The 25389-nt window shown below is 52.8% G+C and carries 26 protein-coding genes; 19 read left to right on the top strand and 7 right to left on the bottom strand.

All coding sequences use genetic code 11. The features are described 5' to 3' along the window. Positions 1 to 114: 114 nt before the first annotated feature. Positions 115 to 279 carry an IS3 family transposase gene (locus tag Q5741_RS21670; protein WP_407074340.1) on the top strand — a complete coding sequence of 55 codons (165 nt, stop codon included), beginning with the start codon at positions 115 to 117 and terminating at the stop codon, positions 277 to 279. 75 nt (positions 280 to 354) lie between these two features. On the opposite strand, the gene Q5741_RS09905 is transcribed toward Q5741_RS21670, so the two are convergent. Next, positions 355 to 1122: a DODA-type extradiol aromatic ring-opening family dioxygenase gene (locus tag Q5741_RS09905; protein WP_305023929.1), complete on the bottom strand. Its 768-nt coding sequence runs from the start codon at positions 1120 to 1122 to the stop codon at positions 355 to 357. Between the two features lie 192 nt (positions 1123 to 1314). On the opposite strand from Q5741_RS09905, the gene Q5741_RS09900 reads away from it, so the two are divergent. From Q5741_RS09900 to arfA, 3 genes are all read left to right on the top strand, one after another. Further along, positions 1315 to 2397: a lactonase family protein gene (locus Q5741_RS09900; RefSeq protein WP_305023928.1), complete on the top strand. Its 1083-nt coding sequence runs from the start codon at positions 1315 to 1317 to the stop codon at positions 2395 to 2397. Between the two features lie 411 nt (positions 2398 to 2808). Beyond that, positions 2809 to 3165, top strand: a complete 357-nt coding sequence (locus Q5741_RS09895; protein WP_305023927.1) for a hypothetical protein — start codon at positions 2809 to 2811, stop codon at positions 3163 to 3165. Positions 3166 to 3825: 660 nt separating this feature from the next. Next, positions 3826 to 5340: an arabinosylfuranosidase ArfA gene (gene arfA / locus Q5741_RS09890; protein WP_305023926.1), complete on the top strand. Its 1515-nt coding sequence runs from the start codon at positions 3826 to 3828 to the stop codon at positions 5338 to 5340. Between the two features lie 121 nt (positions 5341 to 5461). Here arfA and Q5741_RS09885 read toward each other — a convergent pair whose 3' ends face one another. Further along, positions 5462 to 6415: an ArsR/SmtB family transcription factor gene (locus tag Q5741_RS09885; protein WP_305023925.1), complete on the bottom strand. Its 954-nt coding sequence runs from the start codon at positions 6413 to 6415 to the stop codon at positions 5462 to 5464. A gap of 370 nt (positions 6416 to 6785) precedes the next feature. On the opposite strand from Q5741_RS09885, the gene Q5741_RS09880 reads away from it, so the two are divergent. The 3 genes from Q5741_RS09880 to cysW are packed head-to-tail and all read left to right on the top strand — an operon-like array spanning position 6786 to position 9612. Next, positions 6786 to 7832 carry a sulfate ABC transporter substrate-binding protein gene (locus Q5741_RS09880; protein WP_305023924.1) on the top strand — a complete coding sequence of 349 codons (1047 nt, stop codon included), beginning with the start codon at positions 6786 to 6788 and terminating at the stop codon, positions 7830 to 7832. Positions 7833 to 7882: 50 nt separating this feature from the next. Then, positions 7883 to 8716, top strand: coding sequence for a sulfate ABC transporter permease subunit CysT (gene cysT / locus Q5741_RS09875; RefSeq protein ID WP_305023923.1), 834 nt, complete (start codon positions 7883 to 7885; stop codon positions 8714 to 8716). A gap of 32 nt (positions 8717 to 8748) precedes the next feature. Next, on the top strand, positions 8749 to 9612 hold the full coding sequence (gene cysW / locus Q5741_RS09870) for a sulfate ABC transporter permease subunit CysW (RefSeq protein ID WP_305023922.1): 864 nt from the start codon (positions 8749 to 8751) through the stop codon (positions 9610 to 9612). Positions 9613 to 9749: 137 nt separating this feature from the next. Here cysW and Q5741_RS09865 read toward each other — a convergent pair whose 3' ends face one another. Then, positions 9750 to 10724 carry a hypothetical protein gene (locus Q5741_RS09865; RefSeq protein WP_305023921.1) on the bottom strand — a complete coding sequence of 325 codons (975 nt, stop codon included), beginning with the start codon at positions 10722 to 10724 and terminating at the stop codon, positions 9750 to 9752. A gap of 113 nt (positions 10725 to 10837) precedes the next feature. On the opposite strand from Q5741_RS09865, the gene Q5741_RS09860 reads away from it, so the two are divergent. From Q5741_RS09860 to Q5741_RS09840, 5 genes are all read left to right on the top strand, one after another. Then, positions 10838 to 11020, top strand: a complete 183-nt coding sequence (locus Q5741_RS09860; RefSeq protein ID WP_305023920.1) for a hypothetical protein — start codon at positions 10838 to 10840, stop codon at positions 11018 to 11020. Positions 11021 to 11023: 3 nt separating this feature from the next. Then, positions 11024 to 11659, top strand: coding sequence for a DUF421 domain-containing protein (locus tag Q5741_RS09855; RefSeq protein WP_305023919.1), 636 nt, complete (start codon positions 11024 to 11026; stop codon positions 11657 to 11659). A gap of 125 nt (positions 11660 to 11784) precedes the next feature. After that, a complete protein-coding gene (locus tag Q5741_RS09850) occupies positions 11785 to 12189 on the top strand; it encodes a GNAT family N-acetyltransferase (protein WP_305023918.1) in 405 nt (134 codons plus the stop codon). A 109-nt stretch (positions 12190 to 12298) separates the two neighbouring features. Continuing rightward, complete coding sequence (locus Q5741_RS09845; RefSeq protein ID WP_305023917.1) at positions 12299 to 12955, top strand: NAD(P)-dependent oxidoreductase; 657 nt, start codon at positions 12299 to 12301, stop codon at positions 12953 to 12955. A gap of 160 nt (positions 12956 to 13115) precedes the next feature. Then, positions 13116 to 14756 carry an NAD(P)H-hydrate dehydratase gene (locus Q5741_RS09840; RefSeq protein WP_305023916.1) on the top strand — a complete coding sequence of 547 codons (1641 nt, stop codon included), beginning with the start codon at positions 13116 to 13118 and terminating at the stop codon, positions 14754 to 14756. A gap of 18 nt (positions 14757 to 14774) precedes the next feature. On the opposite strand, the gene Q5741_RS09835 is transcribed toward Q5741_RS09840, so the two are convergent. After that, a complete protein-coding gene (locus Q5741_RS09835) occupies positions 14775 to 15233 on the bottom strand; it encodes a hypothetical protein (RefSeq protein ID WP_305023915.1) in 459 nt (152 codons plus the stop codon). A gap of 257 nt (positions 15234 to 15490) precedes the next feature. Here Q5741_RS09835 and Q5741_RS09830 point away from each other — a divergent pair, with 257 nt between their 5' ends. Beyond that, entirely contained in the window at positions 15491 to 16306 is an 816-nt protein-coding gene (locus Q5741_RS09830; protein ID WP_305023914.1) for an HAD family hydrolase, read from the top strand. An 18-nt stretch (positions 16307 to 16324) separates the two neighbouring features. On the opposite strand, the gene Q5741_RS09825 is transcribed toward Q5741_RS09830, so the two are convergent. Further along, positions 16325 to 17221, bottom strand: coding sequence for an SDR family oxidoreductase (locus Q5741_RS09825; protein WP_305023913.1), 897 nt, complete (start codon positions 17219 to 17221; stop codon positions 16325 to 16327). A 298-nt stretch (positions 17222 to 17519) separates the two neighbouring features. Here Q5741_RS09825 and Q5741_RS09820 point away from each other — a divergent pair, with 298 nt between their 5' ends. Then, positions 17520 to 19325: an alpha/beta fold hydrolase gene (locus tag Q5741_RS09820; RefSeq protein ID WP_305023912.1), complete on the top strand. Its 1806-nt coding sequence runs from the start codon at positions 17520 to 17522 to the stop codon at positions 19323 to 19325. 102 nt (positions 19326 to 19427) lie between these two features. Here Q5741_RS09820 and Q5741_RS09815 read toward each other — a convergent pair whose 3' ends face one another. Continuing rightward, a complete protein-coding gene (locus tag Q5741_RS09815) occupies positions 19428 to 19736 on the bottom strand; it encodes a putative quinol monooxygenase (protein WP_305023911.1) in 309 nt (102 codons plus the stop codon). 197 nt (positions 19737 to 19933) lie between these two features. Here Q5741_RS09815 and Q5741_RS09810 point away from each other — a divergent pair, with 197 nt between their 5' ends. The 5 genes from Q5741_RS09810 to Q5741_RS09790 all read left to right on the top strand — a co-directional run bounded on the left by Q5741_RS09810 (position 19934) and on the right by Q5741_RS09790 (position 23200). Next, positions 19934 to 20290, top strand: coding sequence for a DUF1304 domain-containing protein (locus Q5741_RS09810; RefSeq protein ID WP_305023910.1), 357 nt, complete (start codon positions 19934 to 19936; stop codon positions 20288 to 20290). A gap of 299 nt (positions 20291 to 20589) precedes the next feature. After that, positions 20590 to 20757, top strand: a complete 168-nt coding sequence (locus Q5741_RS09805) for a hypothetical protein (protein ID WP_305023909.1) — start codon at positions 20590 to 20592, stop codon at positions 20755 to 20757. A 62-nt stretch (positions 20758 to 20819) separates the two neighbouring features. Then, entirely contained in the window at positions 20820 to 21011 is a 192-nt protein-coding gene (locus tag Q5741_RS09800; protein ID WP_305023908.1) for a hypothetical protein, read from the top strand. A 235-nt stretch (positions 21012 to 21246) separates the two neighbouring features. Next, on the top strand, positions 21247 to 21744 hold the full coding sequence (locus Q5741_RS09795) for an RNA polymerase sigma factor (RefSeq protein WP_305024059.1): 498 nt from the start codon (positions 21247 to 21249) through the stop codon (positions 21742 to 21744). A 25-nt stretch (positions 21745 to 21769) separates the two neighbouring features. Then, positions 21770 to 23200 carry a DUF4179 domain-containing protein gene (locus tag Q5741_RS09790; protein ID WP_305023907.1) on the top strand — a complete coding sequence of 477 codons (1431 nt, stop codon included), beginning with the start codon at positions 21770 to 21772 and terminating at the stop codon, positions 23198 to 23200. Positions 23201 to 23251: 51 nt separating this feature from the next. On the opposite strand, the gene Q5741_RS09785 is transcribed toward Q5741_RS09790, so the two are convergent. Further along, positions 23252 to 25282 (bottom strand): S-layer homology domain-containing protein, encoded by a 2031-nt coding sequence (locus Q5741_RS09785; protein WP_305023906.1) that lies wholly within the window; start codon positions 25280 to 25282, stop codon positions 23252 to 23254. Positions 25283 to 25389: the final 107 nt, after the last annotated feature.

Below are 25389 nucleotides of genomic sequence, written 5' to 3'. Positions count from 1 at the left end.
GTCTACTCCTAACGATCTTCCAGACATTCAATAACTAAAAAATAGGAACCCAATTAATGATATGATCCCCTTCATAGTAGACAGAAAAAAGAAAGCCAATTAATCTGTCTACTAATGAAGGGGATTTTTTTATCCAAGTGTTTCTACCTCCACGCCTTTGTCTCGGCCAAGCAGGTGAAACATGCTGCTCAGCAATACATCCACTTCTACAACCATGCACGTTTCCAGACAAAACTAAACAACCTGAGTCCGTATGAATACCGCACTCAGGCTGCTTAATTATTGCTTTTTATTTTCTGTCTACTTTACAGCGGTCACTTCACTCCCGGGATCACGTTCTTTACTTTAACCATTTTAGAAAGAAAAGCTGAGATAGCTTAACGTACCCATCTGATAGCTGCGATGAAGAATCTCGGGTTTGCGGTCAGGGGTACTGCTGCCCATTGCCAGAAACAGCGGGACAAAATGTTCTTCACGCGGTACGGCACGAACCGCATGCGGAGCCAGCTCGCGGTAGCGGTCCAGCTTCCAGGTATCCCAGGACTGTACCTGTTCAATCAGCCAGTCGTCGAACTGCACCGCCCATTCCGTCGGTTCAACTGCATCCCAGTCCACCATACGAAGATTATGCACGGTCACGCCGCTGCCGATGATGAGAATATCCTCGGCATCCAGCCCCCGCAGTGCTTCACCAATGGCAAGCTGCTGGGTCGGCGGCAGAAATGGATGTACAGAAATCTGGACAACCGGAATATCGGCGGCCGGGAACAGGCGGTGCAGCAGTGTCCACGAGCCATGATCCAATCCGCGCCGTTCATCCTTGCGTACGTCTATGCCTTGGGCCTCGAAACGCCGGGTCAGTCTTTCCGCCAGAGAGACAGAGCCGCGTGCGGGATATTGAACCGCATAGAGTTCGGGCGGGAACCCGCCAAAATCATAAATCGTCTCATAAACGTCATCCGTTGATGTTACAGTCAGTACAGGACTTTCCCAGTGGGCCGTGAAAATGACAATCGCTTTGGGATGAAGGGTTTGGCCATAAGCATCCAGAAACTTTGTATAAGGGGATTGTTCAATGGCGGTCATCGGTGAACCGTGCGCCAGGAAAATAGGTGAGATCATAAGGAATTCCTCCAGTTGGTTACTATTTGTAAGTAAGTTTATAACCATAACTATTTAAAGTCAAGCAGCTATCTTTAAGAAACTGTTTGTCTTCTTTGATCCAGAGCAGACTCCTGGAGTTGGGACGCAGAGGGTTCGGCTGGGTAATAAAATGGGAATGAGTTTAGAAGATGAGAAAGGGAGGCTGCAAATATGGTACAGCAGGCGAAGGCGAATGAAACGATTTTTTATGCGGGGACCTATGCCTCACGCAGTGAGCAGGCGATCCATGTCTGTGTTCTTAATCAAGAGAATGGGGAGATGCGCATACTGAGCGGGATTGAGGGAATTGAACGTCCCTCCTTTATAGCGTTGAATGAAGAAGGGACGCGTCTATATGCGGCGAGTGAGACTGCAGACGGGGAGGTTTATGTCTACCGTGTAGATGAAAAGACGGGGGAGCTGCATCTGCTGGACCGCCGTGCTACAGATGGAGCAGATACCTGCTATGTATCACTGTCAGGCGACGGCCAATATGTGCTGGCTTCCAATTACTCGGGCGGGAACGTAAACGTTTTCCCCGCTGCAGGAACAAGCGGGCTGGCTGACATGGCTTCCCAGGTCAAACATGAGGGCAGCGGCATCCGGGAGGACCGGCAGGACGCAGCACATCCCCACTCGGTTGTGTCTGACCGGTCGGGCCGTTATGTATTTGTCTGTGATCTGGGCCTGGATCAGATTGTGATCTATCGTCTGGAAGAGGGGGGCAAGCTGGTGACCCACCGGGAGACCAACCTGCCTCCGGGTTCCGGCCCGCGCCATTTGGCTTTTCATCCGAAGGGGGCATTCGCTTATCTCGTGAACGAACTGAACAATACGGTTACAGTTCTCTCCTACAATGAGCAGATCGGGGAATTGACACCTCTGCAGCATGTATCAACCCTGCCTGAGGATCAGCAGCATCTGGAAAACACGGCAGCCGATATCCGCATTACACCTTGTGGACGATATCTGTATGCTTCTAACCGCGGACATGACAGCATCGTGCTGTATCATATTGATCCGGAGAGTGGAGCGCTGACGGTGCAGGAATGGGTGGAGACTTTCGGGAAAACGCCGCGGAATTTCAATATTCTGCCGGGCGGCTATTTGCTGGCAGCCAATCAGGACAGTGATAATATCGTATCATATGCCATTCATCCCGATGACGGCCGGCTGACACGGACAGGGTTTGTACTGGAGATGAATACACCGGTGTGCATTGAGCCCATGGAGAAGCCGAAACATAAATCCTAAATAAGTTCAGAATCAGAGAAAAGCGGTTCTTCCATAAGGAAGAGCCGCTTTTTTGGGTTGGAGGGCACATAAACAAGAATGGCCTGTTTCAAATACCTGTTTCAAAATGTTGAGTGCTTTTCTTTTTTCTTTCTCGCTTCTTTTTAGAAGTAATGCATGGATTGCCTAAATATCCTCGCTATCTTGTCCTTTTCCTAAACTCATGGCCATACTGCAAATATCTGCAAAAGAAACAATGTTTTGTCGATATATTGCTCTATGACCAAACTTCTTGATACTAGGGGGCCGTTTTCTGATCGGATCATATAACACGATTTTAACTTTAATTGTAAATAATGTTGATTTTAAGTCATTCGTGGGTTCATTGGTCTGATATAATTTCTGCTAGGTAGACGAAAGGAGATTTTAGTATTGAAAAAAGTGCTCGGTGTATTGATGGTGTTGAGTTTCGTCTTGCTTTCAGGATGTGGTGGATCAGGTAAGTCCGCAACCGATACGCGAGGTTCGGGTGAGTTTCCCAGTAAACAAGTAACAACACAGCAAAATAATGACGATTGCACTTTAGAACGTACAAGTTTGGATAGTGAAACTGAAAATTATTACTATGGAACTTGGAAAGTTGAGAAGCTATTAGGATTTGCAAATTCATACAATGATGCTTCTGAATATCCAACAGGGCAGAAGTTTATCGGAGATGAAATTGTAATCAAAAGAGATTTTTTTCATCAAAAGGACTCAAAAAATATAAAAAATACCAAACTTACCTGAAAAATCCATTATATGAGATTACAGCGACATGCAATAACTCGGACTCTTTTTATAGATTATATAAAATAGATATTCTTGACTTAAATATAAATGATGTAGTAAAAGCAATAGTTGTAAGTGACCCTTCTACAAAACTTAGCATACCTGTAAGTGTGAGTTTTTTTGTTGTTAATAACGATAGGCTTATCCTGTTATCAGAGGCAACTATTTTTGAGCTTAAAAAATTTTCAGATTAAATGAATGAAGGTTATATAATTTGTAATGAGCTAATTCTTAGACAAGAAAGGTCAGCCTAAAGAGGCTGACCTTTCTTGTCTAAGATGTAAAACGATTGAACTAGTGAATATACTGGATATTTACGAGTATAAGTCATGCCTTTACAAAATAAAGTTGCTTTTTTCGTCTCGTTAAGTTTCTATCATATGAAAATGCTTTGCTGACTAGTTTCGAACAATGGCCGTTTTCTACATCTGAACGTGGGCCTTGAAAAGACGAATATATCAGCCTGCATGCAAGATGTACATTAACGATAATGTAAACGTTTAATTTCCGGTTGACAAGGCTGATTAAAAAGGGGTACGATGCCATTGAGCATAAAAACATGAATTAGTTATTATATATATTAACTATTAAACTCCCTTTTTGAAAGGATGAATGGTCATGTCCGATAAGCTGCAGGCTAAAATGATTGTTGATAAGTCCTTCGTTATTTCTCCGATTGATAAACGAATTTATGGTTCCTTTATTGAGCACCTGGGGCGTGCAGTCTATGGCGGGGTGTATGAACCGGATCATCCCGACAGCGATGAGAAAGGTTTCCGCAAAGATGTCATGCAGCTTGTTCGGGAACTGCAGGTACCCATAATCCGCTATCCGGGCGGTAATATGGTATCCGCTTACAATTGGGAAGATGGTGTAGGTCCTCTGGAAGAGCGTCCACGCCGACTGGAGCTTGCATGGCGAACAATTGAGACCAATGAAGTAGGTACAAATGAATTTGTCGACTGGACACGCGCTGTTGGAGCCGAGGTTATGATGGCGGTCAATCTGGGCACACGCGGTATTGATGCTGCGAGGAACTTGGTTGAATACACCAACCATCCGGGCGGTACCTATTACAGTGATCTGCGCCGCAAGCACGGGTACGAGCAGCCGCACAAGATCAAGACATGGTGTCTAGGCAATGAAATGGACGGACCTTGGCAGATCGGACATAAGACGGCAGAGGAGTACGGACGCCTTGCAGTTGAGACGGCCAAGGCCATGCGCCTTGTCGACCCGGATATTCAGCTGGTCTCCTGCGGCAGTTCCAACACGGGTATGCCGACCTTCCCGGAATGGGAAGCGACAACGCTGAGCCATACCTATGATGAGGTGGATTTTGTTTCACTGCATCAGTACTACGGCAACCGAGATAATGACCCGGCCAACTACTTGGCACTATCACTGGATATGGATCATTTTATTAAGACGGTCGCTTCTACCTGCGATTACATTAAGGCGAAGAAACGCAGCAAGAAGACGATGTATCTTTCCTTTGATGAATGGAATGTCTGGTATCACTCCAACGATGCAGATACCAAGATTGAGCCGTGGAGCATTGCACCGCCTCAGCTGGAGGACCAATATAACTTTGAAGACGCGCTGCTCGTGGGCAGCATGCTCATGACCTTCCTGAAGCATGCCGACCGGGTCAAGATGGCCTGTCTTGCGCAGCTGGTGAACGTCATTGCACCGATCATGACCGAGAAAGGTGGGCCTGCCTGGAAGCAGACCATCTTCTATCCTTATATGCATGCATCCGTCTATGGGCGCGGCGTGTCGCTGCAGCCGGTCGTTTCCTCGCCGAAATATGACAGTAAGGACTTTACGGATGTACCCTACCTGGATTCGGCGGTTGTCTATAATGAAGAAGAGGATACGGTGACGATTTTCGCGGTGAACCGGCATCTGAACGAGGATATGGTGCTGGACAGCGATCTGCGCAGCTTCGACGGTTATGCCGTCCGTGAACATATCGTACTGGAGAACAATGCGGAACTGAAGGCTTCCAACAGTGCGCACAACGAGCAGGTAAAGCCGCATAACCAGGGACAATCCAAGATGGACAGCGGCATGCTGCAGTCCGTACTGCCGAAGGCATCCTGGAATGTCATCCGCCTGTACAAAGCGTAATCTTCCAATCCATATATGAGAGAATATAGGCAAGCCCAAAAACGTCCATTCCCGGTATCCCGGGACGGACGTTTTTGGGCTTGCATTGCTAATGGGGCTGATTAAATCGTTCCCAGGAGATTCAGCTTTGGCCGATATGTTCTGCTGACACCGTCTTATCCGGGTGCTCAGCGGCTGTGTAATACAAACGGAACAGAATATCCTGGTTGTAGTTGCCGAACCCGGTCCCGAAGAGAGTTGCCCCGCCGATATGCTTCGCATCGTCCAGCACCGCAATGCGGAATTTCCACTGCTTCTGCTCAATGGACACCTGGTCCAGCGTGACATTGGAGATCTGTATGCCATCCATGAAGGTGCCCTTGCCTGTCACACGCAGCCGCTTGAGCAGACCGTACTGGTTCACCACATCCGGCCACCAGGCAGGCGTATACTTGCCCCGGTTGTCTCCGAAGTCACCCGGGCTGGTCCAACTGCCCAGACATACATCATTAAGAAAGAAAGTAATATCTGAAGGCCAATTGGCGTTCGTGAAGGGGGCTTCCGATGACAGCTCCATGGAGATTTCCAGCTCCTCCGGCTTCTCACTGGCGAGCAGGAAGTTGGGAGCCTTATACTCCATGAAACCTTTGCTGAACCACAGGACTTTGGCGTTGACCCGTTCCGGATCCAGAAAATAACGAGGCTCATCGAACTCGCCGATAATGCGCTCTACGGTAGCAAGACCACAGGTAGGCTCAATTTCAAAATCGGTGAAGTGCCCTACAGATACTTCTGTCTGGTGGAACTGCCGTGTGTCCTGCCGGCTCTGCGGCATCGTAATTTCAATCTTGCTGGCTGCCAGGGAGCACACCTTCTGCACGCCTCCGCGTCCAGGCAGCATCTGGGTAGAGATCAGCTCAGCTTTCTCCAGCTTCTTTACGTGCATCGTCATGATGGCACTGCTCAGGCTGAGTGCTTCGGCGAGCTCTCGGATATTCATGGGCCGTTCGGCCAACAGATTTAGGATATTGATACGGACTTCACTGGCCAGTGCCTCGTAGACTGGCAGGGATTTTTCTGAGATATCCAGTTGCATGCTTCACACCGTCTTCCACAAATAATTTACAAATATATAAATAATATATACCCCCATTAACGAATATACAAGGAAACCTCCCGTACACGACTAAAAAGAAAATTTCATTTTGGAAAAAATCAATTGACAGTGCCTGGGCTGCTGAATAAAATGAGTTTAACATACTAAACAGGTAGGATTAATTTTAATTTTGTTTTATGTTTTATCCATTCGGACAGAGCGTTTCCCGTACACCGCAGCAGGCAGGCACATTTGGCATGAATCTAGCTATTCATATCCATGGTTTGACCAGGTATACAGGAGACGATCTGTCCGTTTTTTTTATACTTATCGACAGATCAAGGCCAAGAAAAACAGGGAGTGTGGGTTCATGAAGAAGAAGTGGAAGCAGGGAATGCTGATCGGAATGGCATTGGTTATGACAGGAATGCTGGCAGCTTGCGGCAGCAGTACTTCTTCAACCGCTAAGGATGCCAAGGAAGTAGAACTGCTGAATGTCTCCTATGATCCGACTAGGGAGCTGTACGAGCAATATAACAAGGCGTTCGCGGCCTACTGGGAGAAAGAGAAAGGGCAGAAGGTAACGGTCAAGCAGTCGCATGGTGGTTCCGGCAAGCAAAGCCGTTCGGTGATTGACGGCATCAAGGCGGACGTTGTCACGCTGGCACTCGGTTATGATATTGATGCCATCCAGAAGAGCGGCAAGATCCATGAGGGCTGGCAGAGTAAATTCGAGCATAACAGTGCTCCTTATACTTCAACTATTGTATTCCTGGTGCGCAAGGGCAACCCGAAAGGCATCAAAGACTGGGACGATCTGATCAAGGGAGATACCCAGGTCATTACGCCGAATCCGAAGACCTCGGGCGGTGCGCGCTGGAATTTCCTCGCAGCCTGGGGTTATGCGCTGAAGAAAAATAATAATGATGAAGCCAAAGCGCAGGAATTTGTTACCGAGCTGTATAAGCATGCCCCTGTACTGGATACAGGTGCCCGCGGGGCAACGACAACGTTCGTGGAACGGGGCATCGGCGATGTGCTGATCGCCTGGGAGAACGAGGCGCTGCTGTCCGTGAAGGAGCTGGGTGCAGACAAGTTCGACATCGTCGTGCCGTCCGAGAGTATTCTGGCTGAACCTCCGGTTGCTGTCGTCGATAAAGTGGTGGATAAGAAGGGCACCCGCGAAGTGGCCGAGGCTTATCTCAAATATCTGTACTCGGACGAAGGCCAGAAGATCGCGGCAGAGAACTACTATCGTCCAACTTCCGAGAAGATCGCAGAGCAGTTCAAGGATCAGTTCCCTGCAATTGAGCTGTTCAAGCTGCAGGATGTGTTCGGAACATGGGAGGATACCCAGAAGAAATTTTTTGGTGACGGCGGGATTTTTGACCAAATCTACGTGCCTGGCAGCAAATAAGCCACATATAAAGAAAGCGAATTGTATACAGGAAGGAATGAAATGACCCCATGAGCAATCTTCAGGCTGCCCGCAGGCGCGTGCTGCCAGGGTTTGGACTTACGATGGGCTACAGCGTGCTGTATCTCAGTCTCATTGTGCTGGTGCCGCTGTCTGCACTGCTGCTGAATTCAACCGGGCTGACCTGGTCCACTTTTCTTGATGTAGCGACCGATCCGCGTGTGCTTGCCTCCTACAGGGTCAGCTTCCTGACTTCCGGAGCTGCCGCCTTGATAGATCTGTTCCTCGGGCTGCTGCTGGCTTGGGTGCTGGTGCGGTATGATTTCCCCGGCAAAAAGATATTCGATGCCATCATTGACCTCCCGTTTGCCCTGCCAACAGCGGTGGCGGGAGTGGCGCTTACCGCCATCTACAGCCAGAACGGCTGGATCGGCAGCCTGCTGGAGCCGCTGGGCATCAAGCTGGCCTTCACCCAGGCCGGTATCACACTTGCGCTGATGTTTATTGGTATACCGTTTGTTGTCCGCACCCTTCAGCCTGTGCTGGAGGAACTGGAGGGAGATGTGGAAGAGGCGGCGGCTACCCTGGGGGCAGGCCGTTTACGTACGTTCCGTTCCGTCATTCTACCGGAGCTGATTCCGCCCCTGCTGACAGGCTTTGCCCTGGCTTTCGCCCGGGGACTCGGGGAATACGGCTCGGTCGTGTTCATTTCCGGCAATATGCCTATGAAGACCGAGATAGCGCCGCTGCTGATTATGTCCAAGCTGGAGCAGTTTGATTATGCCGGAGCTACTGCAGTAGCCCTGCTCCTGCTGCTGATTTCCTTTATGATGCTGTTCGTCATCAACAGTGTGCAGCGCTGGTCACGCAAGCGGTCCAGATAGAGGATGCGAGATGCTTACAAGGAGGATGAATCATGGCTGGAACTGTGCCTGGACTTGCGCCGACGAAGACACAACCTGTACGAACGCGAGCAGTCGAAGAATCCACAGCCGTCAAGTGGCTGCTGATTGGAGCCGCGGCACTGGTGATGCTGTGGCTGCTGATCCTGCCGCTGATCGTCGTATTGACCGAAGCGCTGAAGCAGGGATTCGGCGTCTATCTGGATGCCTTGCGTGATCCGGATGCCATGTCAGCCCTGCGCCTGACGCTGATTGTAGCAGCGATCACGGTGCCGCTGAATACAATATTCGGGGTAGCGGCTGCCTGGCTGATTACCAAGTTCCAATTCCGGGGCAAAGGTGTGCTGATTACGCTGATTGACCTGCCTTTTGCGATTTCACCTGTAGTCGGCGGTCTGATCTTCGTGCTCGTATTCGGTGCACAGGGATGGCTGGGGCCGTGGCTGGATGATCATAATATTACCATTATTTTCGCCCTGCCCGGGATCATACTCGCCACCCTCTTTATTACGTTTCCCTTCGTGGCGCGGGAGCTGATTCCGCTGATGGAGGATCAGGGGACGCAGGAGGAAGAAGCGGCGGTAACCCTGGGAGCCAAGGGCTGGCAGGTGTTTTGGAAGGTAACGCTGCCGAATATTAAATGGGGACTGCTCTATGGGATTATTCTCTGTAATGCAAGAGCGATGGGAGAGTTCGGGGCCGTATCCGTGGTCTCCGGCCATATCCGGGGCGAGACGAACACGCTTCCGCTCCATGTGGAAATCCTGTATAACGAGTACCAGTTCTCGGCTTCCTTTGCCGTAGCTTCATTGCTTCTGCTGCTGGCGCTAGCTACGCTTATTCTGAAGAGCTGGCTTGGCCGCAAAAGCGCTCATTAGGTTCATAAGATTTACAGCAAAAAAAACCGGGATGACGCTCCTGTTCAGGAGAAGCTCATCCCGGTTTTTCCGTAACTTGTATGAGATGTAGAAGCGGGTTGTATCTTACAACCGTGCGTGTTTCATAGCCTGCTGATTCACAGAGCATCCTGATCGGCATGCTTCTCTGTATGCTCCTCGGCAGGTTCTTCAGCACGTTGATCCGTTCGCTGCTCCATACTGTGCAGCTCCGGATCCATTTTCATTAAATCGGGGTGTCCGACATAGGGACGTTCCTTGCGGGAGCGGCCGCCAGTCAGCCTGAAGCCGAGCAGGAACAGCAGCAGCTGTGCTCCCAGCACGTAGGGTGCTGCCTCCTCGCCCATCCACAGAATGAGGGCCAGCGCTGCTATAGCCAGTGACAGCAGATTGGATAACGCATTCGGGTATTCACGCCGTTGCAGTGTCAAAGCTGAATAAAGGCCCATGATGCCAAGCAGGCCGGACAGGCAGCGCATCCACAGCAGCAGATGCGGCCAATCATGCCATGAGCCAGGCAGGCCTGCGCTCTCGTGCCACAGCTGCCAGATCAGCAGCAGACTTCCCCCTGCTGCAGCCGGAAGGGCAGCCGGGGAGATAAGCCGCCACCAGGTCAGCCCCCAGCCTGGAGCATGCTGCCTGCGCAGCAGCCGGGTACGTTCCTCGGTCAGCTTGTGGATCTCACGCTCCAGTGATCTGTGGAGGAGCTCCAGCCGGGCACGGTCGCAGTCCCGGAGGCAGGCCTGGACCTGCTCATGGAGATGAGGTGTCAGGTAAGGCGCTGCCTTGCACGCCTGGAGCCTGCGCAGCAGCTCGTTCCTGTCTCCCTGGCTGGGACTGCCGAGTCTTTCGGCGATGCTCAGCTCCCCTGCCAATCTTGTATATATGTATAATGTCTCTTGAATCTCATTCGCCCGCTGCAGCCGCTGCCTTTCGTTCCGCACGGCATAATAAAGGTAGAGCCACAGCAGCACAGCAGCTGCTCCCACAGCAGCGAGTGTGTCCAGATCGGACAGCACGGTCCAGGGCCATACTGCGGCCGGAATCAGCCCTTGCGGCGCAGAAGCCAGCCAGGCCGTCAGGGTCAGGTACACGACCCATCCCTCCTTCCATCATCCTTCTTACACTATTGCATACCGCTATGCTGATTTCAAGATATTCTGGCATTGGAAGTGTGCGAAACACCGAACATACCATACGAGACAAGATGAAGGAAGACTACGCTGCCAGGCTGCTGGCAATCCATCAGCGGGGGAACAATATATGCCAGAGGGTATTCAACCTCCTTTTGATCCAGGTAACAAAGGCTAAGTGGATACGAAAGGGGATGGCTGTGATGGATTACGGCATGATTGCTATCAAACGGGTAACGGCCTTTGCAGGTCTGTGAGCTATGACACGTTTTCTTGGAAAAAAAGAAATTTCCCAGCTGACGCCCTTTGATTTCGTCTCGTCCCTTGTGCTCAGTGAACTCGTGGGCAATACGATTTATCAGGATGATGTGCATTACCCGGAGCTGCTGTTCGCACTGGCTCTATGGGCCGTTCTGTCTTATCTGTTCGAGAAGATCACTCAGCATTCGCGCCGTCTGCGCGGGCCTCTCGAAGGCTCCCCGACGCTGCTGATTCGCCAAGGAATGATTGATATGAAGGCACTCAAGCGTCAGCGGCTGGATATGGAGCAGCTGCGAATGATGCTGCGGCAGAAGGATATTTTCGCGATCCGTGAGGTCAATTATGCGATCCTGGAGACCAATGGCTCATTAAGCGTACTGAAGAAGCCGCGGTATGAGCCGGTCGCGCGGGAAGACCTCAAGCTGGAGGCCCCAAAAAGCGATTACTCCCTCAGCCTCGTTGAAGAAGGAGTCATACAGGAAGAGAATTTGTCCAAGCTGGGCCGTGACCGGGAATGGCTTTTTGACGAGCTGCGCAAACAGGGCTATGATGATTGGCGTGAGCCTGCTTACGTGGAGTGGGAAGAAGATGAAGGTGTCTTCGTGCTCGAGCATCAGGAGAACAAAGGACGCTAGATCGGAGTACGCTCTATCCGGTGCGCTTCCGTCGCTGATAACGGTAAAATCTTGCACGAGAGAGCCTGGCGGGAAGCGGTTTGCTGTGGATCATCACATTCAACATGTTTAGGGGGAGTGAAGTCATGGATATCGTATATGAACCACCGGGAGTAGAGGAATACCTGGAACTGCGTGCGGAAGCGGGACTGAGTCCCAAGAGCGCCGAAGGAGCAGCGAAAGGTCTGCCTAACAGCCTGTTTGCCGTTACGCTGCGGGAGGAAGGAAGGCTCATTGGTATGGGAAGGGTAATCGGTGACGGAGGCTGCTTTTTCGAGGTGACGGATATTGCTGTCAGGGAATCCTACCGGGGTACCGGCAAGGGACGTCTGATTATGAATGAAATTATGAAGTATCTGCATGAGCACGTACCACCGCTTGGTTTTGTCAGCCTCGTCGCGAATATTAAAGCGGTCACTCTGTACGAGAGCTGCGGTTTCCGCAGAGTATTACCCCATGCAGAAGGCATGTCCTGGCGCCAAAAGGGATGACTCTGGAATACATAGGCAAGCTGCAGACAGGGTTTGAGAACTGCGGATGTGGATAAGTATTAAATAGTAGTGCGGTTCATGCAAGTTCAGAAGGAAGGGGATCATTCAAATGCGAGAAAACATCAACGAAAACCGGCGCGTCATCGTCTTCGGCGCAACGGGTAAAATTGGACACGCCATCATCTGGGAGGCACTGGACCGGGGGTATCAAGTAACGGCAGCGGTACGCGATCCGCAGCGCATGAAGCTGGAGAATGAGCGTCTGCAGGTCATCACGGCCGATATTCTGCGACCGGATTCCATTGCGGAGGCGGCTCGGGGACATGATGCAATCGTCAGTGCGTACGGTCCTCAATTTGGTGCGGAGGAGGAACTGCTGGAGGTCGCCCGATGCCTCATCGAAGGGGCTAGACGCGCAGAGGTACCTCGGCTTCTGATCGTGGGCGGTGCAGGCAGTCTGAAGGTCGAATCCGGCGACAGGCTGATGGACACACCGGAGTTTCCGGAAGAGCTGCGCCCGTTGGCCCAGGCTCATGCGGATGCCTATGACATTTATAAAGAAGCCGACGTATCCTGGACGTACTTCAGTCCGGCTGCGCTGATCGAGGAAGGCCGCCGCTTTGGCAACTTCCGCATCGGTACCGATCAGCTTGTTACTGATGAGCTGGGGAACAGCAAAATTACCATCGCCGATTATGCCGCGGCCATGATGGATGAGCTGGATGAAGGACATTTTGAACGTACGCGCTTTACCGTCGGCTATTAATAAGGTGTGACCGAAGAAGAAAAAATTCATTCCTTCTTCACTATAGTCAGCAGCATATCAAAGGTTAACCCCGTTTCATTCAGGTGGTTAGCCTTTTATGCTATGAACGACTTTATATGGAGAAGAGTGGAAGATAAATGGATGAGGGAGGCACCTGGATATGTATATCGTGACTTCGGAAGAGATGCGCCGGCTGGATCAGCACATGATTGAAAAGATGGGTATACCGGCAGCCAGCCTGATGGAAAACGCGGGCAAAGCAATTGCGGAAGAAGTGCTGGCGTACTGCCGCCGCCAGCACGACCGGGGCGGCGCGAACCATGCCGCCAGCCAGACCGGCCCCGGTGACAAGCCCAACCGGGGCGGGATCATCCGCGGCGACGCTGTGCTGCGCCGCGATGAGGCTGCCCGCGAGCATTGGCTCATCCTCGCGGGCAAGGGTAACAACGGCGGCGACGGCCTGGTTGCCGCCCGCCACTTACGTGACGCCGGCGTGCGCGTCACCATCATCTACGCGGAACCGCCGGAGGCGCTCCGCGGCGAAGCGGCGCTGCAGCGTGACGCGGCTGCAGCTCTTGGCATCCCGGCCCGGGTCTACGGCCGGGATGAGGTATCGTTCGACCGCTGCACCGGCGCGGTCGATGCTCTGCTCGGCACAGGGTCGCGGGGGGCTCCCCGCGGACCTTATGCCGAGCTGATCGGGGCCGCCGTGGAAAGCGGCGTACCGGTTGTGGCCGCGGACATTCCGAGCGGCCTGGATGCCGACACCGGCGAGGTACAGGAGCCGCATATCCGTGCGCAGGTCACGGTATGCTTGGCCTGCCTGAAGCGCGGGCTGGTCCAGTATCCCGGCGCGGTAGCTGCCGGGGAGGTGGTCGTACGCGCGATTGGTATTCCCGCGCTGCAGCCGGGGCTGCCCGAGCCGCCGGTGCAGCTGCTGACGGAGGAGACGCTCGCGGATGCGCTGGGCGTTGATATCCGCCGTCAGCGCGACCCGGACGGTCATAAGGGAACCTATGGCCATGTCCTGCTCGCGGCAGGCAGCCTGCGCATGAGCGGTGCGGGACTGCTGGCTTCACGTTCTGCTCTACGCATCGGCAGCGGCCTTGTTACCTGGGCGCTGCCCTCCGCGCTGCTGCCGCGCGTGATCGGCGCGGTACCGGAGCTGATGCTGGCGGCAGCGGCGGATACGGACGACGGCGAGTGGAACGCCGCCTCGGCGGAGGAAGTGCTGCGGCTCGCGGCGAGCCGCGATGTACTGGCGGCCGGCCCCGGGCTCGGCCGCTTCGAGGGGGACACCGGCTGGCTGCGCCGCCTGTGGGAAGAGAGCGACCGTCCGCTCGTGATCGATGCGGACGGGCTCAACATGCTGGCCGACGCCGGGGACGGCGTGTCGGCCTGGGGCCGCCGGCAGGCGCCGGTCGTGCTCACGCCCCATCCGGGGGAGATGGGGCGGCTGCTCGGCGTGCCGACGGCCGAGGTCCAGCGCGACCGCATCGGCTGTGCGCTGGATTATGCGCACCGGCGCGGGGTCACGCTCGTGCTGAAGGGGGCGCGTACCGTGATTGCTTCTCCGGACGGTACGGCCTATGTCAACACCACCGGTCACGCCGGCATGGCGACGGGTGGGGCAGGCGATGTGCTGACAGGCATCATCGCAGGTCTGCTCGCCCAGGGGCTGAGCGCACCCCAGGCAGCGGCCTTCGGCGTATACCTGCACGGTCTCGCCGGGGAGAAGGCAGCGCGGCTGCGCGAAGACCCCGCCTCGATTCTGGCGGGGGATCTTGTTGAGGCGCTGTAGACGGCCCTGCAGCTCCGCTCAGCGGATGAGCAGCAGACAGAGGAGCGGCAGCGGAAAAGCGAACACCAGCTGCCACAGGGAATCCGGCACGAAGAGGCGGTGGCCGGTGCGGTAGAGCAGCATGACAACGAGACCGGCAGCCCCGTTGATCCACGGATGCGGGCCGGGCATGGACAGGATCGTGTACAGGCCAAAGCCGCAGAGCAGGCGGACCGACAGCTGCTGATGCTTCTCCAGACGGGGCAGGAGGCAGAGCAGCAGATCGCCGGCCAGGACAGCCGGCAGACCGCAGCCATAGGCCCACAGCTCGGCGGGCAGCCCGGTCTGCAGGCCGCTTGCGGGTGAGAGTAGATCTGCGGTCATCCACGCTAGCAGCTGCAGGAGACTGAAGATGCCGCCGCCGCAGGCCAGCTTGAGGATCACGTACCGGCCAAGATCCATACGCCAAGTTAGATGGCCGTGGGGTTCTGTATTCATACAATCACCTCATGTAAGGAAATCGGTGGTGAGGCGTCTCGGGATAAGGGGTTTAGACTAGTCTATGCAGGCCGGGCCTGTTATGAACCGCCCATGATGCAGGACGCTGCAGGCGGACCGGCGGCTCCTTATCTGTGAAAACTTACAGCCGCTTAACACCGGCCTGATTCTGGTTTAACAACCTTCCTGTATACTCTCGCTTAAACGGTTGGCACAGACCGGGATAGGGAATGCGGCCAACGGGGAGGAGGGTACACATGATACAGGCCGTCATCTTTAATTGGGACAGTATGATCGCGGATTGCAGGGGACAGAAGCTGCTGCAGGGCATCATGGATATATTCCGCTGGAAAGGGATCGAGATCACGGCGCGGCAGGCGGAGACCGGACGCGGACTGCCGATCCGGGAGCATATTGCGGTCATTCTGCGTCTGGCTGATGTAAGAGCAAGATGGCATGAAGCCTTCGGGCATGAGCCGGGTCGTCCTGATATTGAACAGATGTATGTGGAGCTGCTGCCAGTATTGGTTTCTCTGCTGCCGTCAAGCGGCGAGCCTTTTCCGGGAATGGACCGGGCATTGGCAGAGCTGCAGGAGCGCAGTATCCAGTGCGGTTCAACGACGGCCTTTCCCTCGGATATGCTGCGCAGGCTGCGGGGACCGGCAGAGTCACGCCATCGGCTGGTGCTGGACAGTCTGGTCAGCCCATGCGAGGTGCAGAACAATGGCCGTCCATATCCATGGATGATGTATGAGAATGCCCGGCGTCTGCATGTGTATCCGCTGACGGATATCCTCAAAATCGGGGATACAGCGGCGGATATGCAGGAAGGAAGGAATGCTGGTGTGTGGACGGTTGGACTTGTGAACCGCCAGGCAGAAGCAGGCCTGTCTGCTGAATCCGACAGCATTCCGCATGAGGAGAGCCGGCATCATTCCGCCCAGCTGCTGCGCAAAGCCGGCGCGCATATGGTCATTGATACCCTGAGCGAGCTGCCCTGGGTACTGCGGGAGATCGAGATGCTGCAGCATACCGGCGGATTCCCCATGCAGGCAGGTATGATTCGTTCATAGTTTTCAGAAGCGTGAGGCTCAGGTGGTGACCATGCCGCCGCCGTTAATGTGGATGCATTCCCCGGTGGTATAGGTAGAGTCGTCACTGGCCAGGTATACGTAGGCTGCCGCCAGCTCGTAGGGCTGCGCCGCTCTGCCGAGCGGTTCATCCGTACCGAAGGTGGAGACTTGATCCGCCGGGTAGCTGGCAGGAATGAGCGGGGTCCAGACCGGGCCGGGAGCAACGGCATTCACACGGATGCCCTGACCAGCCAGATTTTTGGCCAATGAGCGTGTGAAGGTAACTATGGCACCCTTGGTAGCGGAATAATCGATAAGTTCCTCATTGCCCCGATAAGCCGTGACGGAAGCGGTGTTAATAATGGAGGCACCTTGCTGGAGATGAGGAAGGGCCGCCTGGGTCAGGAAGAAGAAGGAGAAAATGTTAGTCTGGAATGTGGTGTACAGCTGCTCTTCAGTGATGTCCAGCAGGCTGGTCTGTCTAAACTGGACGCCGTGGTTGTTGACGAGGACGTCCAGTTGGCCAAAGGTCTGGATCGTACGTTCAACAGCATCGGTACAATTGGATTTCAGCCGGAGATCACCCTCGATCAGAAGGCAGCGCCGTCCGTGCTGTTCAATCCGCTGCTTGGTCTCTTCGGCATCCGAACGCTCGCACAGATAAGCGATGGCAACGTCGGCTCCCTCTTTGGCGCAGGCGATGGCGGCGGCTTTGCCGATGCCGCTGTCGCCGCCGGTAATCAGGATGGTCTTATCCTGGAGCTTGCCGCTGCCTCGGTAAGACGGATTCTCGCTGATCGGCCGGGGCTTCATGCAGCTCTCCAGACCAGGCAAGCGCTGCTCCTGCGGCGGAAAGGCAACGGGCTGCTCGCTGCAGACCGTCTTATAACCGTAATAGGGATACACGGGATTCATAGGGGACCTCCTCTTGAACTGTTGGTTGGATAGGCTGAGACCTAACAACAATGTATGCAGGAGCCCAGATGGAATGTGCTTTGCTGAATGTGTTTTATAAAGATGAAAGTGACGGGTACAGGGCTGCCGAGCATCGGCAGCTCTTTTCATAATTCGACATGAAATTTTTTTTGACGATTTGTGGATGTCAGGAAGGAACGGGGGATTTTATGACGAATCTTTTGCTTTAGCATGATTATAATTTTTTTTTGACGTAAGTGCTCCAGCTCTGCCATTAACCAATTTTGGGAGGTACACTATGATTCGTTTTCCGCAGCCGGACATTGAGCAGTATTTTCAGACCTATGTCATTCGTCATTTTGCCGTGAGTGATGATGAGAGCCGCATCGTATTTAACAGCAACCTGAACGGTCAGCCGAACGTATGGGCGATGGACCTGTCGCAGGGATATCCTTATCCATTGACGTTCCTGAACCAAAGCAGTGATTTTCTCAAAATTGATCCGAAGGGCCGCTACATACTGGCGGGTTTCGACCGGGATGGTGACGAGAAATATCATATCCATGCGCTGAAGCCGGAAGGCGGCGTGCCGCTGAAGCTGATTGAGGGAGATACCAAGGACCGTTACTACTTTGCCCATTTGTCCAAAGATGGTGAGCGGATCTATTACTGTACAACGGCAGGAAACCCCAACTATCTCAATACCCGGGTTCGTCATATTGCAAGCGGTGAGGATGAACTCCTCCAGTCCGGTGACGGCAAGCTGACCATGCTGGCTGCTGTCAGCCCGGATGAGAAGACACTGATTTATTCACGTATCTATGCTAATACGTATCAGACATCGTATGCCGTGATTGAAGGGGAAACAATGGAATTGTCACCGGACCCGGATCAGCCGCAGGTGATGGGTGACTTTATCTTTACCGATCCGGATACAGTTGTGTTTATTACAGATTATGAGGATGAGCACGCTTATATCGCTGAATTCAAGCTGTCTTCCCGTGTCTTCCGGAAGCTGCACGTAATTGAGGGCGAGGGGATCTCGAATATTGCCTGGAGCAAAAATGACCATAAGCTGTATATCTGGACAGACCTTGGAATCGAGAACCGGATGTACATGCTGGATCCGGCTTCCGGTGAGCGGCAGGCTGTCGCGCTGCCGACAGACGTTGTGGAGCAGGCGGTAGTAAAGGAATCCGGCAATGTGTATATTCTCGGCCGGGGAGCGGTGCAGCCGCATAATATTTATCGTCTGCAGGACGGCGTTTGGCAGGCCATGACGAAGAATGTAGTGACCGGGCTGGATGAGGCTTCGTTGTCTTATCCGGAAGTGGTTCACTATAACTCCTTCGACGGGCTGGAGATTGAAGCGCTGCTGTTCAGAGCCAAGCCGGAGCAGGCTAACGGCTATACGATCTTTTGGCCGCACGGCGGGCCGCAGGCTTCAGAGGGCAAATTCTTCCGTCCGATGTTCCAGTTCCTGCTTGCCTATGGCTATCATATTTTCGCTCCGAACTTCCGCGGAAGCACAGGATACGGATCTGCCTTTGTCAAAATGGTAGAGGGCGACTGGGGAGAGGGGCCGCGTCTGGACTGCGTTGCGGGTCTGGATTGGCTGTTTGAACAGGGGATTTCATCGCCGGACCGCCTGTTCATTGTAGGCGGAAGCTATGGCGGATACATGACTCTGCTGCTGGCAGGACGGCATCCGGATTATTTCCGGGCAGCGGTGGATATTTTTGGACCGAGCAACCTGTTCACCTTCCTGGAGTCTGTACCGGAAGACTGGAAGCCGATCATGGAACAGTGGCTGGGTGACCCGGTAAAGGACAGGGAGCGGCTGACGAAGGACTCCCCTATTACGTACCTGGATCAAATGGTCAAGCCGATGCTGGTCATTCAGGGTGCGAATGATCCGCGCGTTGTACAGGCAGAGTCGGACCAGATGGTGGCGGCACTGCAGGAGAAAGGCACAGAGGTCGAGTATCTGCTGCTGCCGGATGAAGGCCATGGCTTCTCTCGCCGCGCGAATGAGGTGCTGGTATACAAGCGGATGCTTGAATTTCTGAAGAAACATCAGGAGACACCGGTGACACAGGCTTAAGTTAAAACTAAAGGCGGTTTCGGTTCCTCATGGAGAGGCGACCGAAACCGCCCTTTGTATTGGAACGGCTTACGGGAAATCAAATGAAGGAACTCCGCTTGTTCAGGAAATGCCTTTTCCGCCTTGCGGGATCAGGGGACAGACTCGTTCCACGTCTTTTATGATGGGTTTGGCATGCCGGATCAGAGTCTGTGCGGCTTCGAGCTGCAAGGAGGCCTGGTGGGCATTCTCGCTGGTCCATACTTCATGGACATAGACTGCACGGGGATCCTGTGCGGAAGTATGAACCACATAGTTCTCGCATTCCTCCAAGTCCTGCATGGACGCTGCCGCCTCCAACAGAATGCGCACCAGCTCTTCCCGCTGATGTTCCTCTACGGTGAACTTGCCAAATAATCCGAACTTACTCATAAGGTTCCTCCTTGATTTGACAGGTCTATTTTAATTGCATGTATGTATTTCGGCTTTGAGCTTTCAGTTCCCTGTGAGCCAAAGGAATAGTAATGAAATATATCCATATTGATTGCATACAAACAAATTGCGTTACAAATGTATCGATCCGAAGTATACTATATTGAAAATAAAACCTGATCGTTGAGGTGGGCCGATTGTTAAGTGCTGTTTTTGTAGGTTTAGTTGCGGTAGAGCATATTTATATTATGATTCTGGAAATGTTCTTATGGGACTCTCCACGGGGAATGAAGACCTTTGGTTTGACGAAGCAGCAGGCAGAATCCACCCGGTCGATGGCTGCGAACCAGGGTCTGTATAATGGGTTTCTGGCAGCAGGACTAATCTGGGGCCTGTTCTATCCGGATGCCACAATCGGATGGCAGATTCAGATGTTCTTCGTTGGCTGTGTTGTTGTGGCTGCTCTCTTCGGCGGGGCAACAGCCAAGCGATCGATATGGCTGACACAGGGTGCTCCTGCGCTGATTGCTCTCTTGCTGCTGCTATTCCTGTAACATTGCCAAATCCCCGGGGCCTGCTTCCGCAGCCCCGGGGATTTTTGTTGTTCAGTCCGATTGTTTACACCGTCGCTCTGCGAAGCAGGATATTGGTGCCTGCTGCACAGAAGGTGATCGGCAGTGTCCACGCGGCGAAGTCCAGCGCTGTTTGCTGAATCATCCCATCGAATATCGATTATCGGCAATGCTTTACAGATATATTGGGCGATTGATTTTAAGACAGAGTTTATCGCTTACCCTTTGGTAAGTTAACTGTATAATTAAGGGAATCATTTTCAAAGGAGTATGATCAGACGATGGAACCCATTGCTGTAAGTTCTATTCTGAATCCTCACTATCTCCAGAAGGTGCTGGAGCCTTTATACAGTCTGGGACATTGGACGGAATGCGTGTACTGGCTGCGGGGGTTAAATGATACCTACCGGATCAGGACTGCTATCCAGGATGGCGTGCCTACGATCTAGCCCAGGTCAAGGGGAGAAAACGCCAGCTCCCGGAAGGACAGGAACGGCTATGGGAAGCGTTGATGTCAGGGTATCGGGAGATCAGAGAATTCTCTGCTCAGGAAGAGGAGGCGATCCGTTGGTTTATGGCTGCCCGGAGACTGTGGATAATAAGCCTGGACGCAGACTTTGTCCCTAGTCAATCCGGAGCCCTGGATTATGGTGAAGACTGGCTGAATGAATTTGTGGAGGAGTTCCGGAGCACCCCGTTATAATAGACTTACTGAGTACCAGCAAATTAAATCGCGGTAGACCATGGAGATGGGGCTGGACAACAGGCAGCTGGGGCTGAATGGGGTCTGGCTCTTTTTCTTGCGTTTTAAATATTATTTTAGGAAAATCAATCGTTTTGGCTGCATGCTCCGTCTTACTTAGGAATCGATGGATGAGGAACTCCTCCACGTACCGGTACAGAAGCTGAAAATAAGGGGGGAGAACGTGGATAACACCATGAACAGGATCAGCATGCTCCGTCAGGAGCTGGGGGAGGAGGATATCTTTCAACGGCTCCTTGCGGAGGAGCAGCGCACTTTGTATGCGATCGCACTGAGTTATTTGCGAACCGAAGCGGACGCGCTGGAAGCGGTGCAGGAAGCGGTATGCAAAGCGTGGACGAAACGCCACAAGCTGAAGGATCAGCAGTCTGTACGTCCTTGGCTTATAAGGATCACGATCAACTGCTGCATGGATGAGCTGAGACGCAGGAAGCGTGTATTCCCGGCAGAGAAGGTGAAGGAAGAAGCCGCAGCGCGTGAGATGCAAAGCAATGAACGGATGGATCTGGAACGGGCCATGGAGCGGATGAAACCCAAATACAGGCATGTCATTATTCTCCGGTTTTATCAGGATATGACGATGGCCGAGATTGCCAGCGTGCTGAAAAAGCCGGAGGGAACTGTCAAGACATGGCTGCGTGAAGGTCTGAAGCAGCTTCGGGCTTACTTATGATGAAGGACAAGCGGGGTGAATGACCATGAATATAGAAAATAAAGAACAATCTGTGCTGATGGATGATGCCCGGGATGTCATGCAAAGAGCCGCAGCACTGCCGGAAATGAAGCTGCAGGCTGCCGTATCCCGGGGAGCGGCGAAAGGGAGGAAACAGCGTATGCGGCGCCGGTATAGTTATAGTCTGGGTGCTGCTGCGGCAGTTCTGGCATTCCTATTCGTATGGACTTATGTGCAGCAGACAGAAAATGATGTGACCGCGGGGGTGGTGCATACCAGCGATCCTGCGGGCTGGGTTGGATTTCAGCCGTTTATGGGAGCTCATGATCCGACACTGGCGCTGGCCTTGAAGAATCAACTTGTTAAACCGGTTTACCAGAGTGGGGAAAAGGGAGGGGTTCGTCTGGATGTGACGGGTGCAGTAACCGATGGGCGAAAGCTATATATCTTGATCAGCCTGCACAATAACACGGATCAATCTATCTACATAACTCCCAGGTCGCTGACATATGGCGGAGTTAAAGTAGACGGTTTCGGGGCTGAATTGGGTGAAGGAGGAAGTACGAGCGATGCTGATCCGGGCAAGACAGGCTATCTGACCTTTTCTGCAAATCTCATTCCCGGAGCCAAGTATGGCAGTGAGGCCAATTTTGCAGTAAATGTGTACAAGGAAGCAGGTGGCGACCCCTCCACTCTAGATGTAACCTTTGACCTCGACCTTAACATGCTGCAGGATCGGATTCAGACGTATAAGGCGGAGCAGCCGTTAACGGTAAAGGGCCAAAAAATTCAGATTGAACAGGTAACCTATACTCCGCTGAATTCTTATGTGGATCTGAATTATGACAAGCATAATCAGGAGCAGATTTTTGAACTGATTTATCCAGTGCTTAAGGGAGCCGACGAGGGCAGAAGTGAGCGGCTTGGTTATGTCAGCTCAGACATGCATTATAACCGCTTGATTTACAGCAAGCCCCTGTATGATATGACCCTGGTGTTCAAGCCGAGCCAGCTGAAGCAGCGGGATCAGGCTGAGTTTGCTGTAGCGGGCATCTCTGCACTGGACAAGGATCAGAGTGAGTTGGTCGTAGATTTGAGTCAAGAGAAAATCATGAAGGCTCCAGAGCTCGCCAATGCTCAGTTTTCTATAGAAAGTGAAAGCACAGGAAACCGGGAAGATGCTTTTCTGTTTAAAGTCCATTCTCCACTTGCCAGCAGCTATGGGAAAGGGATCGAGCTGTCAGACACCTATACTGATGCTGAAGGAAGCGGACACAAACTTGGAGGTGGGGGCAGCATCGCTGGACACAACTCTAAAGGGGACATGACCTATGAACAAACCTCAGTCTTTGGCAAAGATGCACAGAAGCTGCCGCAGCCGCTGACGATCGGCATTAAGTGGCTGTGGAACCCGCTGACAGAAGCCCAATCGGTACAGCTTCACCCTGAAAAGTGATTACAAGCCAATAAACCGCCCGGCCATACCTGCCGGGCGGTTTTGCTGTATCTACTCCTTAGGTACATCTGGATATTCAAATACATGGTAAGCCAGAATCGTATCACTGCTGTCGGTCTCCATGACCGTTATAGGCGAGGTGCCAAGAAACAGCTGGGTAACCTCTCCTGACTTCAGCTCACGGGCGTCCTGCCATTCAAAGCTTTCTGAACGCTTTTGACCAATATCAGCGGTTTTATTTATCGTCAAATAGTAATACTTATGTCCCTCAGGCAAGGGATTGTAAGACACGGACCATTGGGATGCCACGGGATCAGAAATGGTAAAGGTAATAGGTTCAGAGAGCTCCGGTGACGGGAAGGCGCGAAGAACCTGATCTTCTGAAATTTCAAACGACTGATAACCGATCACCTCACCACTCCCGGGATGATAGCTGATCACGGTGATCACAGCAGGGCCCTCACTTAGAACCGGTACAGGCACATCTTCGCTCAATGTGTCGCTGTCATCTCCTGTATTCCAGCCTAACGAACCGTTCTCGTCTGAGTTATAACGCAAACCGATGATAGCAGGGATGGCTTGATTTGAAATTTGGTACTTAAAGGCGATATCTTCTGCATGCTCTCCGATCCTCGGCTGGGTTGTGTTCAGGTTCCCGGTCGAAGCGGATGGTTTGACAAAGCTGACCGTCTGGCCAAGCCCCGGATTAACAGCTTCAACCGGAACAACAGCCGGACTCACTACATTACCCGCCGTATCCGTTATGCCGCTGACTTGAATTTGCCCTCTGGTGAAGAAGGAAGGTACAGAATAATGGATCTCATCCAATATGAAGGCGGCGGGCAGCTGGACCAGGACCTTCTTCTGGTCCGGCGATAAGCTGATAATGCTATTCGGCGGAAGGTCATAAGATTGATTGTACGGCCCGACTAATGTATAAGAAGCAGCATTCTCGGCATGACTGCGGTCCAGGGCTTCAGAGAAGGTTAGGGTTACGATGCTCTCACTGCCTCTTCGCTGAACAGAGAGCAGCTTTGGTGCCGTTGTATCCGCTGGCGGTGTGTAGCCGCCGCTACTTGGAGGAAGACTTGGAGCAGGGTTATTTTGCGTCGGAGCAGGCGGCGTAACTGGCGGTGGTGCAGGCAGAAGATGGGCATTCTCGATCTTGACAGGCTGGTCCGTCTGGAGCACCCTTCCAGCCACCGATTGCAGACCGCCAATGGAGAGAACAGGATTGGCCAGAATGTCAGCAGGCAGTGCCTCATCAAATATAACCGTCAGCGTTTTGCCGTTCGGGGACAGCTGAACATGGGCTTTAAGCTGGATTAGCGGCCTGCCGTTAAGTAAAATTTTGGACAGATCCAGCCGGGTTTCATCCAGAGAGGCACTGAAGGTGAGCACAAGCTGATGCTGATCAGTAGCTGTTGTCTGGATGAGCTTAAGCGGATCAACCTGGGTTTTGAACTCATAGGAGGACAAAAGCAGGTCATTTCGGTTAGCGTTACCCTGCCAGTTCGCGGTATCTGCGGGGCTGTCAATCAGACCCTTCTCGATAGCTGCAGCTACGTATTGGGTCGCCCACGGGCTGATTTTCCCCTCTACAGATGCATCATTCTTCACCTTCAGATCAAGCGAGCGAACCAGAAAAGCAGCCAGCTGTTCCATGGTAACCTTGCCGCTGGGATCATACTTCCCGTTGCCCACACCGTTCGTAATGCCAGCATTCTTCAGGGCTTCAATATAAGGAAGGGCATAACCGTTTGCCGGATCATCTGCGGTAACATCCTTAAAAGAAGATGATTTGGACGTTGAGGAGTTAACAGGGAGACCCATGATCAGCGCCGCTACTTTGGCGAATTGAGCACGATTCATTTCCTCCTGTAGTCCAAAATGATCCTCACTCAACCCGTTGAATATTCCCGCCTGAATCATGGCATCGAATTTGGCTTTGGTTGCAGCGTCCAGATCCTTTAGGTCGGAGAAAGCTGCGGAGGTTTTGGCAGACACGTCCGCTCCGGCCAGGGAGGGGGCAGACGGTGTGAGCAGGAGCGCTGCTGCAGCCGTAAAGATGATTTTTCGCATGGTAACAACCTTTCTGTTAGGGGATGATAGTCATCATTTTGATAACATTATATCTTCGAGCCTGGTGGAAAGGTATAGTGAAAAATAAAGAATTTTAAATACGTAGC

The organism is Paenibacillus lacisoli (assembly GCF_030580655.1).
Lineage (GTDB): Bacteria > Bacillota > Bacilli > Paenibacillales > Paenibacillaceae > Paenibacillus > Paenibacillus lacisoli.
This window is presented reverse-complemented; position numbering and strand designations above follow the sequence as displayed.

What these genes read in the sequence shown, in the direction of transcription:
- Q5741_RS21670 (WP_407074340.1), top strand. Translation starts at nt 115, where the DNA reads ATGAAGGGGATTTTTTTATCCAAGTGTTTCTACCTCCACGCCTTTGTC.
- Q5741_RS09905 (WP_305023929.1), bottom strand. Translation starts at nt 1,122, where the DNA reads ATGATCTCACCTATTTTCCTGGCGCACGGTTCACCGATGACCGCCATT.
- Q5741_RS09900 (WP_305023928.1), top strand. Translation starts at nt 1,315, where the DNA reads ATGGTACAGCAGGCGAAGGCGAATGAAACGATTTTTTATGCGGGGACC.
- arfA (WP_305023926.1), top strand. Translation starts at nt 3,826, where the DNA reads ATGTCCGATAAGCTGCAGGCTAAAATGATTGTTGATAAGTCCTTCGTT.
- Q5741_RS09885 (WP_305023925.1), bottom strand. Translation starts at nt 6,415, where the DNA reads ATGCAACTGGATATCTCAGAAAAATCCCTGCCAGTCTACGAGGCACTG.
- Q5741_RS09880 (WP_305023924.1), top strand. Translation starts at nt 6,786, where the DNA reads ATGAAGAAGAAGTGGAAGCAGGGAATGCTGATCGGAATGGCATTGGTT.
- cysT (WP_305023923.1), top strand. Translation starts at nt 7,883, where the DNA reads ATGAGCAATCTTCAGGCTGCCCGCAGGCGCGTGCTGCCAGGGTTTGGA.
- cysW (WP_305023922.1), top strand. Translation starts at nt 8,749, where the DNA reads ATGGCTGGAACTGTGCCTGGACTTGCGCCGACGAAGACACAACCTGTA.
- Q5741_RS09860 (WP_305023920.1), top strand. Translation starts at nt 10,838, where the DNA reads ATGAAGGAAGACTACGCTGCCAGGCTGCTGGCAATCCATCAGCGGGGG.
- Q5741_RS09855 (WP_305023919.1), top strand. Translation starts at nt 11,024, where the DNA reads ATGACACGTTTTCTTGGAAAAAAAGAAATTTCCCAGCTGACGCCCTTT.
- Q5741_RS09850 (WP_305023918.1), top strand. Translation starts at nt 11,785, where the DNA reads ATGGATATCGTATATGAACCACCGGGAGTAGAGGAATACCTGGAACTG.
- Q5741_RS09845 (WP_305023917.1), top strand. Translation starts at nt 12,299, where the DNA reads ATGCGAGAAAACATCAACGAAAACCGGCGCGTCATCGTCTTCGGCGCA.
- Q5741_RS09840 (WP_305023916.1), top strand. Translation starts at nt 13,116, where the DNA reads ATGTATATCGTGACTTCGGAAGAGATGCGCCGGCTGGATCAGCACATG.
- Q5741_RS09835 (WP_305023915.1), bottom strand. Translation starts at nt 15,233, where the DNA reads ATGAATACAGAACCCCACGGCCATCTAACTTGGCGTATGGATCTTGGC.
- Q5741_RS09830 (WP_305023914.1), top strand. Translation starts at nt 15,491, where the DNA reads ATGATACAGGCCGTCATCTTTAATTGGGACAGTATGATCGCGGATTGC.
- Q5741_RS09825 (WP_305023913.1), bottom strand. Translation starts at nt 17,221, where the DNA reads ATGAATCCCGTGTATCCCTATTACGGTTATAAGACGGTCTGCAGCGAG.
- Q5741_RS09820 (WP_305023912.1), top strand. Translation starts at nt 17,520, where the DNA reads ATGATTCGTTTTCCGCAGCCGGACATTGAGCAGTATTTTCAGACCTAT.
- Q5741_RS09815 (WP_305023911.1), bottom strand. Translation starts at nt 19,736, where the DNA reads ATGAGTAAGTTCGGATTATTTGGCAAGTTCACCGTAGAGGAACATCAG.
- Q5741_RS09805 (WP_305023909.1), top strand. Translation starts at nt 20,590, where the DNA reads ATGGAACCCATTGCTGTAAGTTCTATTCTGAATCCTCACTATCTCCAG.
- Q5741_RS09800 (WP_305023908.1), top strand. Translation starts at nt 20,820, where the DNA reads ATGTCAGGGTATCGGGAGATCAGAGAATTCTCTGCTCAGGAAGAGGAG.
- Q5741_RS09795 (WP_305024059.1), top strand. Translation starts at nt 21,247, where the DNA reads ATGAACAGGATCAGCATGCTCCGTCAGGAGCTGGGGGAGGAGGATATC.
- Q5741_RS09790 (WP_305023907.1), top strand. Translation starts at nt 21,770, where the DNA reads ATGAATATAGAAAATAAAGAACAATCTGTGCTGATGGATGATGCCCGG.
- Q5741_RS09785 (WP_305023906.1), bottom strand. Translation starts at nt 25,282, where the DNA reads ATGCGAAAAATCATCTTTACGGCTGCAGCAGCGCTCCTGCTCACACCG.